Annotated in this window: 11 protein-coding genes and 1 rRNA gene; 4 read left to right on the top strand and 8 right to left on the bottom strand. The window is 58.7% G+C overall.

The window, feature by feature from the left end:
• Positions 1-9: 9 nt before the first annotated feature.
• Entirely contained in the window at positions 10-717 is a 708-nt protein-coding gene (locus tag ACN2TU_RS19915; protein ID WP_435157799.1) for a maleate cis-trans isomerase family protein, read from the top strand.
• Between the two features lie 46 nt (positions 718-763).
• On the opposite strand, the gene ACN2TU_RS19920 is transcribed toward ACN2TU_RS19915, so the two are convergent.
• The 4 genes from ACN2TU_RS19920 to ACN2TU_RS19935 form a co-directional block, all read right to left on the bottom strand.
• Positions 764-928: a hypothetical protein gene (locus ACN2TU_RS19920; protein WP_435157800.1), complete on the bottom strand. Its 165-nt coding sequence runs from the start codon at positions 926-928 to the stop codon at positions 764-766.
• A gap of 330 nt (positions 929-1,258) precedes the next feature.
• Positions 1,259-1,549 (bottom strand): DUF8036 family membrane protein, encoded by a 291-nt coding sequence (locus tag ACN2TU_RS19925; RefSeq protein WP_435157801.1) that lies wholly within the window; start codon positions 1,547-1,549, stop codon positions 1,259-1,261.
• 2 nt (positions 1,550-1,551) lie between these two features.
• On the bottom strand, positions 1,552-1,830 hold the full coding sequence (locus tag ACN2TU_RS19930) for an ArsR/SmtB family transcription factor (RefSeq protein WP_435157803.1): 279 nt from the start codon (positions 1,828-1,830) through the stop codon (positions 1,552-1,554).
• A 229-nt stretch (positions 1,831-2,059) separates the two neighbouring features.
• Positions 2,060-2,869, bottom strand: a complete 810-nt coding sequence (locus ACN2TU_RS19935; protein WP_435157805.1) for a spondin domain-containing protein — start codon at positions 2,867-2,869, stop codon at positions 2,060-2,062.
• 240 nt (positions 2,870-3,109) lie between these two features.
• Between ACN2TU_RS19935 and ACN2TU_RS19940 the strand changes: the two genes are divergently transcribed.
• From ACN2TU_RS19940 to ACN2TU_RS19950, 3 genes are all read left to right on the top strand, one after another.
• Positions 3,110-4,084 (top strand): MFS transporter, encoded by a 975-nt coding sequence (locus tag ACN2TU_RS19940; RefSeq protein ID WP_435157806.1) that lies wholly within the window; start codon positions 3,110-3,112, stop codon positions 4,082-4,084.
• Positions 4,085-4,411: 327 nt separating this feature from the next.
• Positions 4,412-4,648 carry a hypothetical protein gene (locus tag ACN2TU_RS19945; RefSeq protein ID WP_435157807.1) on the top strand — a complete coding sequence of 79 codons (237 nt, stop codon included), beginning with the start codon at positions 4,412-4,414 and terminating at the stop codon, positions 4,646-4,648.
• 108 nt (positions 4,649-4,756) lie between these two features.
• On the top strand, positions 4,757-5,962 hold the full coding sequence (locus tag ACN2TU_RS19950; protein WP_435157808.1) for a glycoside hydrolase 5 family protein: 1,206 nt from the start codon (positions 4,757-4,759) through the stop codon (positions 5,960-5,962).
• Between the two features lie 3 nt (positions 5,963-5,965).
• On the opposite strand, the gene ACN2TU_RS19955 is transcribed toward ACN2TU_RS19950, so the two are convergent.
• From ACN2TU_RS19955 to rrf, 4 genes are all read right to left on the bottom strand, one after another.
• On the bottom strand, positions 5,966-6,586 hold the full coding sequence (locus ACN2TU_RS19955) for a copper-binding protein (protein ID WP_435157809.1): 621 nt from the start codon (positions 6,584-6,586) through the stop codon (positions 5,966-5,968).
• A gap of 67 nt (positions 6,587-6,653) precedes the next feature.
• Positions 6,654-6,827 carry a hypothetical protein gene (locus ACN2TU_RS19960; RefSeq protein WP_435157811.1) on the bottom strand — a complete coding sequence of 58 codons (174 nt, stop codon included), beginning with the start codon at positions 6,825-6,827 and terminating at the stop codon, positions 6,654-6,656.
• Between the two features lie 69 nt (positions 6,828-6,896).
• Positions 6,897-8,240 carry an outer membrane protein assembly factor BamB family protein gene (locus ACN2TU_RS19965; protein ID WP_435157813.1) on the bottom strand — a complete coding sequence of 448 codons (1,344 nt, stop codon included), beginning with the start codon at positions 8,238-8,240 and terminating at the stop codon, positions 6,897-6,899.
• A 260-nt stretch (positions 8,241-8,500) separates the two neighbouring features.
• Positions 8,501-8,580 (bottom strand): 5S ribosomal RNA (gene rrf / locus ACN2TU_RS19970); the annotation flags it as partial.

An 8,580-nucleotide genomic window follows, 5' to 3' on the forward strand; every position in this document is an offset into this window, starting at 1 on the left:
GTGCCGCTGATGTTTGGCTGGCGCGCCCGCATCGGCGTGGTCGTTCCGTCCTCGAACACGACCGTCGAGGGCGAGTTCGGCCGGGCGGTTTCCGACGGTGTGAGTCTACACACCGCGCGGATGCCGCTCGAATCGGTGACCGTCGAGGAACTGGATTCGATGGCGGACGACGCCGTTTCCTGTGCGGAACGGTTGTCCCACGCGAACATCGATGTCGTCGCTTACGCCTGTACGACCGGAAGCCTTCTGCACGGTTCCGGATTCGACAGCGAACTCGAAAATTCGCTGTCGAACACGGCAGGCGTCTCGGCGGTTGCGACCGCCCTCTCGGTCAAACGCGCGTTTCGAGCGCTCGACGCCGAACGGCTCGCGGTCGTAACGCCGTACACCGCAGAGTTGAACGACCGGGAAGCGTCGTATTTGGACGACGCGGGATTCGACGTGGTCGAACTGAACGGACGCGGAATCGAGGCGAACACCGGAATCGGGTCACTGCGACCCGAGGACGCCTACCGGCAGGTTCGGGAGACTGTTTCGGAGTCGGATGGGGCCGATGCCGTGTTCGTCTCCTGCACGAACTACCGAACCCTCCCAGCGATCGAACCCCTCGAAGCAGACCTCGGGATACCGGTCGTGACGAGCAATCAGGCGACGCTCTGGGACGCGCTTCGACAGGTCGGTGTCACGGCGAACGTGCCGGGGCAGTTGGGAGAATAGTCGCGATTTCTTCGGGCCGAACGCCGAATACGCGGCGCTCGACCACTTAATCCCGCAGAAACAGTGTCAAACCGAGCAGGCAAGCAAGCAGAGCGACGATGACGAGTCGAGTAGAAGTGATGTGTGCCATTTCCGTAATCGTACTCACGAACGTCGTGAGCATCGTGACGACTGTGAGCAGTTCCTTGAGCAGATGTGTCGTATTCGTCATAGTGGAAGGCTTAATGTGTCGAACTGTATTCCTCAAACGGGTCGGAAAGTGTCGGTGGCGTCACCGACGTGATGACAGGTGTTTCTGACTCGGGCCAATCGCACAGTTGCGTTCGTGTGACGCATCGATGTATGGACGCCCAGGGCTTATGATGACCACCGACCGTTCTCGTTTCCGAACGGTCGAAACCGGATTAGATACCGGCTAAGCGCGTCGGCGTACCGAGGGTCGATGGTCGAAACGGGACAAAAACACCAAGTCAAACTCGAACCGTCGATGAACGAAATGAATGGTTACGGTCTTGCTAAGCTGTCAGGGGCGTTGTAAATCCTATTTGACCGTCACGTAGGTGAGGAAAGTGAGGGCCATGAACTCCAGCGCGCGGAGGATGAGGACGACTTGCTGGACGTGCGACGACATCGCGTAAAACCCCTGCATCGTCAGGAAAAAATACAGTGCCACGACGTTCTCCGTAAGCATGACGCCACCGAACGCGACGAGACCCAACACCAACTGGGATTTGAACACGGTGTAGTTCCGAACCCAGACGCCGGTCAGGACGAGCAGAAAGCAGACGTTGACGCCCGCAAGAACGCTCGCGATTTCCATCGTCGTTGCCATGATTATATGTTCGCTTTCTCGATTATCGTCTCGAACGTCTCGCGGTGCGATTCGAACCGGTCGGTGAGAAAATACAGCTTGGCGTAGGAGTTCTCACTTGGTTCGACGACGCCGTGGTCTTCGAGCATCTCCAGATGGTGTCGAATCGTTTTGTAGCCGAGATTCAGTTCGTCGGCGAGTTGGTTTGCGTTCATCGGTTTCTCGGAGAGGGCACGAATGATTCGGACGCGGTTCTTCCCGCCGCGCGTCGCTGTGAGTAGATACCAGAGCGCCTTCTCCATCGCACGTTCCTACGAACCTGTGTGTGTAGCCGACATAAATGCTTTTGCAAGGAGGGTGGCTGCTCGTCACGAACCGAATCGAACCCGGAGCGGGGAGCGGGTTGCAGTTGCGGGCCGGTAGCGCAGCGGGTCTGACCGATGACGGGGTGTCGGGTTTGGAATATCGGTTGCGAGGTGTCGGTTGCGTCGAAATCACGTCGTTCAATTCGTTTCGGTCGCTCCGATTCGGTTACTCCGGCATGATCGTTACCCGAATTACGTCGCTGACGTCGGGGTAGTCGTAGCCGTTCACCTCCGTTATCGGTACGACCGTGCCGCGCTCGACGAGTCCGACGCCGGGTGCGGACTGGCGCTGGACTTGGTTCTCGCCGGTTCCCGGTTCCTCGTTGACTTCGGTTCCGGCATCCCACAGGGAAACCTGGTCGGTGACGTCGCCCGAAACTGGTTCGTTGCCGTCGAAGAGTCGGAGGCCGCCAGTGCCGCCGAGCGAATAGAACAGGTCGTTCGACGGAACGAACATGGTCACGAGCGAGAGGTAGGTGTTCTTTCGGGGGGATTCGATGGAAAACTCGTAGGCGCCACCGGGGCCGATCGGGGCGGGCATGTCGCTTCCCACTGGCGTCGTGAACGCGCCGCTCGACAGTTCGGTATCGCAGTCGGCAAGCGACATCGCCAGGCGCTCGGGGTTGCCGTCTTCAGCGATCTCTTCGAGTCCGTTGTTCCGCTCCGGCTCGTCGGCGGAGAATATTGGTTCGTCTTTCCGGTGAACTGCGTAGGCACCAGGGGACAGCGGAACCGGTTGCTCGGCGAGGTCGTCCATGCCACTCGTCGTGAGCGTCATGCCATCCGAGACGTTCTCGATTCGGACGGTGAACGATTGCGGGGAATTCTGGCCGAAAACGGTGGCACTGCCGAATCCCGCCACGCCGAGCGCACCCGCCCCGGCAAGGGCGAGGAACGTCCGGCGCGACGTTCCGAATCGATCGGCTCGTTCGTCGGGTCGACTTGTGGAACCCGGGTTGTCGGTGGGGTCTGACATTCGAATCTCGTGCGCTGGAACGCACATACATTGCTCGGACGGTAGTTTAAAAATAAATTTTTCAACATCTGGGTCAAATCAGTACCAAATCTCGGTCGAAAGACGGATGAATTTCTCTCGAATCGATATCGATGAGTTCGGCGGTTCGGGACGACTGGCCGAACCGGAAATAATGATGAAAATTCCACAGAGATGAATTTTCGGAAATACTAATGGGTAAACTGGCAGTATTTTTATTCGATGACGGAGTTGCGCGGTATTGTCCGGCGATATTATGCCTACCGGATTACCGATGCGACCGGGTTTTATCTACCGATTAGCATCCTCTATCTGCGAGATCAGGGGTTCGGATTAGCGTTCATCGGGTCGGCACAGGCGGCGTTCACGCTCGCGATGATGGCCGCCGAAATACCCTCCGGCTACCTCGGCGACCGAGTCGGGCGACGAGCAAGCCTCGCAATTGGAAACACCCTCCGCGCGAGTTCGATGGTCGCCTACGTCCTTGTAAACTCACCGCTTGCATACATCGCAGTGCAAATCGTCTGGGCAACTGGCTGGTCGTTTCGCTCCGGAACTCAGGATGCATGGCTCTACGAACTGCTTCAACACCGGTTCGACGAATCCGAGTTCGCACGCATCGAGGGGCGCGGAAGCACGATTCACCTCGCAACGTCGGCAGTGGGATGCATCACGAGCGGCTTTCTCTACACCGCAGACGTGCGACTCCCGTTCCTCGTCAACGCCGGGGTCGCCATCCTCGGCATTCCGATTCTCGCGACCCTCGTCGCGACGCTTCCGGCCGTCGAAAACGAGGTGAGCGAGAAAGTTGTCTTCACGGTCCGCGAAGCGACCCGAATGCTTCGATTGCAAGCCGGGCGCCCGGCGGTTCGCTGGCTCATCCTATACGCCGCGCTGTTTCACGGACTATTCTCCATGACGCGGTGGCTGGAACAACCGTCGCTGGAAACCGCCGGCGTCCCCGTCATCGGGTTGGGAGTGCTGTACGCCGGATTCAAATTGGTTTCTGCGGGCGCGGCCGCCACGATCGGACGCGTCCACGACCGACTCGGTACCCGGGGCGTATTCGCGCTCCTCGTACCGGTTTTCGGCGTTGCGTACGCGACTATCGCCCTCTCACCGCTATTTTTGCTGCCGGTGTTGCTCCTCTATCGGAGCACTCGCACCGTCCTCCAGCCGATTCGGAACAGTATCTAAACGACCGGTTGGATAATGTCGGACTAGCGACCATTCTGTCCGGCGCGTCGATGTTGCTGTCGCTGGCCAGCGGCATCGCAAACCTCGTCGGCGGTCAATTCGCCCAAGCGATGGGATCGGTTCAGTTTCTCCCCTGAGCGGGCGTCACGGTTGTGAGTGCGGCGGCCCTCCTCTGGTTCGCTACCTCGCCGGTTCGACCCTTCTCGGGAACGAATGATGCGGACGCAGTGGATGTCGTCGGGTCGGATTGAGTGACGTCCTGACAACATCGTATTCGTCGGCACGGGAAGCGGCATCGTCGGACTCGACCTGGACGATGGAAGCGAAATGGTTAGAACTGGGGCGTGGAGAACGCCCGTCGCAGGCCGCGGAAACACGCTGTACTCGAAACGCAGAGGAACGAGATACGCAGCGGACATGGGAGATGGAAGACGACTCTGGTCGCAATCGACGGAAGAAGTGCAGGTGACCGACATGGTCATGCACGTAATCGGCGGTATCGTGCCCGTCGATGGAGCAGTGTACGTGAACGCCGCCGCCTTTTATCGCATCGGCCCGGCGTAACTGTATTCGAAATCGAAACGAATCGAACACTCCCGCTCGGCGTACAAACCTCCGGACGGACTCGCCTTCGAGGAATAGTTTGTTGACCCCTCAGTACGAACGAAGGGTATGAGCAGACGAGTTGGTCGCCGCCAGTTTCTCGCGGGAATCGGTGCGAGTGCTGGCGGACTTCCCGCAGTCGCGGGAAGCACCTCGATTTTCGGAACCTCCAACGCGAACCGACCCGGAAACGGTCGTCGAACCGCAGTCAACCTCCCACCGGACACCGATGCCCCGGTGGACGTTCGGGGCGCGATTTACATCCCGGCGCGCGCGTTCAACCGCTACCAGATGTGGCGGGATTACGACCCCGCGATTATCGAACGTGATTTGGGATACGCCGACAGCGTCAACCTGAACGCCATTCGAACGTGGATGAGCTACGAATACTGGCTCGAAAACCCCGAACGACATCGGGAGGCGCTCGACCACTTTCTTGACACCGCCGACAGTTATGGGATGCGCGTCCTGCTCGGCCTGTTCGACAGCGTCGGACGAGAACCAACCTACGAAAACCTCATCAACGACGAACCGCGAACCGCAGTCCAAGCGTTCTCACCCTCGACGAGGACGATGGCGGAGAAACGCCTATGGGACACCCCCCGCGATTTCATTGTCTGGTTCATGGAGCGCTATCGCAACGACGAGCGACTGTTGGCCATCGAGCTGACCAACGAACCCGGATGGAACCAGAAGGACGTCCGCTTCTTCCGTGAAATGTCGAAGACACTCACGCTGTATCAGGGCGAACTGCCGTTGACCGTTGGGTCGACCAGTCTGGCGAACAACACCGACTATCTGGACTGGGGGATGGATATCCTTCAGTTCCACTACAACTTCGCGCGTTCGCCTGAGCTCTACGAGCGTGTGCTTCGACAGGCGAACCACATCCAGGACAAAATCGGTGCACCAGTGTGGCTCTCGGAATGGCAGCGAATCCGGCCCGGCGATTCCTTTTTCGCCGAGGTGTCCGGCGAAGCCGCAGTTCCGGATTACGCCTCACTCGCACCGACGATTCAACAATCCGGCATCGGGAACTTCTTCTGGTCGCTCATGATCAAACCAGCGTTCTCGCTCTATCTCCGTGAGCACGGCGTGGTCAATGGACTGTTCCACGAGGACGGAGCCGTTTGGGACATCGACGATGCACGAAGTATCAAAGCCATGTCCGGAGAACCCGAATACGAGGGCGAAGAGCGAGCGGAATATCCCGATTGGGCCGAAGTTGTCAAGAAAAAGGAAACGATCGCACCCGGAGACGAACAGCCCGAATAAAAACTACACTTCTCCCGTTCCGCGCGTGCTGTTCGCGGCGAAATTCTTGTGATACCGCGCCTTGGTGAGGTTTACTTGCTGACTCCGATTATCCGCGACGACCCCGAATAGATTGCGAGCGACCCACGTGTTTTTCACCGTGACACGCGACCCGTTCCAGACCGTGATTCCGGTCGAACTCCGCACCGCGCTCGCGTTTCGAATCGTCACGTCCGAGGCGTTTCTGAGATGAATCGCGCGATTCCACTGTTCGACCCGAACCGAGTGAATCGTGACGTTCGACAGCCCCGATTCGTTGGTGACGAGAATCCCCGTCGTGTCGGTGACGCCTCGCCCCTTGAGGGTATGCCCGGACCCGTTTATCGTCACGTCACTCGAATTTATCACGAGGCAACTGCTCGCCAATCCAGTCGCACCACCGAAATCGTCGGTGAGGACATACTCACCCGGTTGCGAAATCGTCCGACAGTGGTTGAGGGCTTTCGCCTGTTCCGAGTTCGGTTCGGCCTGATCACCGCCCGGGCCGAGCTCGACATAATCGACGGCGAGCGTCAATGCAACGAGAAGTATCAACGGAGCGATTAGAAGGAACTTTCGCCCGGCAGACGAATCGATGGAGACCATTCCTACGTCCCCTATTCTTGGGACTGCATATTAAATATCATCGGCTACCGTGGACATCGAAAACTATTCAGTCCTTCGAAAACCGAACCGGAAACCAGCGACGATGGTCTAATGAAATCGGCTCGCCAAACGTGGATTGAGGCGGACGTGTTCGCACGCCCGCACCCGGCGTCGCCGGGTGTTCGCGAAGCGCCTTCGAGAGCGCGAGTAAGAGGAGATAGAGCGTTAGCTGGGCGATCAAACGCTTCGCGGTTGCTCACTGTAAAAACCGGCGACTGTCACGGGCCGTTGGAAACCGACCGTGGACGTTCTATTTCTCGCCAATCGCCCGCAGTCGTCCGTCGGACGCACCGATGAAAACGCGACCACCCGCGACCGCCGGTGAGGACTGCACGTATGGACCGTCCTCACGTTCCCCATCGAAATCGACTCGCCACGCGGCGTCACCATCGACCGTCACGGCCGAAATACCGTCCCTGCAGCCGACGTAGACGACCCCGTTCGCGACTGCGGGCGACGAACGCGTGTCGGTCTCGATTTCGGTCTTCCACTGCTCAGTCCCGGTCTCCGCGTCCACCGCGTACAGTCGCCCGCGCATCACGCCCGAACAATCGTCGTCCGACCCACCAGTTAGACATATCCGAGACGACGACACAGGAACGTAGACGGTTCCGTCCGCCACCGTCGGCGAGATTTTCTGACTCATGTCGTCCATTCCGTACGTCCACCGGATTTCGCCGGTTTCCGCATCGAGCGCCCACAACCGGCTCGGCGTATCGCCGTCGTACGATCCCGCGTAGTATACCAATCCGTCACGAATCGCCGGGGAAACGTGTGAATTCCTAATGATACCTCGCGACCAAACCACCTCCCCCGTTTCGACATTGAGCGCATGGACACCATCCTCAGCGCTGAAGTGAACCCGTCCGTCCGCTACCGCCGGCGATGATTCGATGTGGGCGCGCTCACCGAAGTCATCATACCGCCACAGTTCGTTTCCGCGTTCCGCATCGAGCGCGAGCAGCGCACACGCCTCGAATTTCTCTTCGTCTTCCGAACCAGAAACGACGAGCGGGCCGTCACCGATCGTCCCGACGAAAACCCGCTCATCGGCGACGACCGGCGAGGACGAACCGAATCGATGACCGATATCCGCTTTCCATCGTCGGTGTCCACTCTCGATATCGACCGCATAGAACTGTTTTCCCCACGTTCCCGCATAGAGAACCCCATCCACGACGGCAGGAGTCGAAGAAACGTAGCCTGCGGTGTCAAATTGCCACACCTCCCCACCGCTTTCGGCATCGACTGCGTGGATACCACCGGGGTCACCCGTTCCCGTCGTATACACGACACCGTCCACGACCACCGGTGAACTGTTCATCGTCGGTGTTCCCGCGTCGAATCGCCATTCGACGCGGGTGTTTCGTACAGGTTCACGTGCAGTCGGCGCAGCACCGCTGTTTTTCGCGTCATACCCGAAACACGGCCACGAATTGGATACCTCGTCCCCGTCTTTCCGTTGGGTCGTCGTTCCCGGTGCCGGATTGTTCGGTTTCGACTCGGTGAGACAGCCGGTCAGCGAAAGCATCCCACCAACCGTCGTGAGTGTTCGACGGCGCGACCACCCACCCAACGCTCCATCATCGACCATACATTATCATTGCTTTGCCATTTAAAAAATTACACGAAGACTAAAATACTCACTGTACTGAAAATCGCGGTCGCTCACCGCGGCGCGAGCGAAACTCCGCGTCGTAATTTCCCTCCGAAAGCCGACCGTATGCATCGGAGACATAGTAATGACTGCTTGAAGCGGATGTGTCACCGTGCAAAGCCGACACGCACGGCTCTCTATAAATAGCGAAACCCCATCGAGAGCGTACGCTCTCGGTGAGGTGAGTGAAGTATGAATGGAGGCGGCGAATCGGATTTCCCAGAGGCTCGCGCACTCCAGTACTGACCGAAACGCAGACAGGCTTAACTTCCGTGTT

It is taken from the genome of Haladaptatus marinus (assembly GCF_051194195.1).

Bases quoted from the DNA above. Each gene is read 5' to 3' on its own strand.
- ACN2TU_RS19950 (WP_435157808.1), top strand. From the start codon at position 4,757: ATGAGCAGACGAGTTGGTCGCCGCCAGTTTCTCGCGGGAATCGGTGCG.
- ACN2TU_RS19930 (WP_435157803.1), bottom strand. From the start codon at position 1,830: ATGGAGAAGGCGCTCTGGTATCTACTCACAGCGACGCGCGGCGGGAAG.
- ACN2TU_RS19920 (WP_435157800.1), bottom strand. From the start codon at position 928: ATGACGAATACGACACATCTGCTCAAGGAACTGCTCACAGTCGTCACG.
- ACN2TU_RS19915 (WP_435157799.1), top strand. From the start codon at position 10: ATGTTTGGCTGGCGCGCCCGCATCGGCGTGGTCGTTCCGTCCTCGAAC.
- ACN2TU_RS19925 (WP_435157801.1), bottom strand. From the start codon at position 1,549: ATGGCAACGACGATGGAAATCGCGAGCGTTCTTGCGGGCGTCAACGTC.
- ACN2TU_RS19935 (WP_435157805.1), bottom strand. From the start codon at position 2,869: ATGTCAGACCCCACCGACAACCCGGGTTCCACAAGTCGACCCGACGAA.
- ACN2TU_RS19955 (WP_435157809.1), bottom strand. From the start codon at position 6,586: ATGGTCTCCATCGATTCGTCTGCCGGGCGAAAGTTCCTTCTAATCGCT.
- ACN2TU_RS19965 (WP_435157813.1), bottom strand. From the start codon at position 8,240: ATGGTCGATGATGGAGCGTTGGGTGGGTGGTCGCGCCGTCGAACACTC.
- ACN2TU_RS19945 (WP_435157807.1), top strand. From the start codon at position 4,412: ATGGTTAGAACTGGGGCGTGGAGAACGCCCGTCGCAGGCCGCGGAAAC.
- ACN2TU_RS19940 (WP_435157806.1), top strand. From the start codon at position 3,110: ATGACGGAGTTGCGCGGTATTGTCCGGCGATATTATGCCTACCGGATT.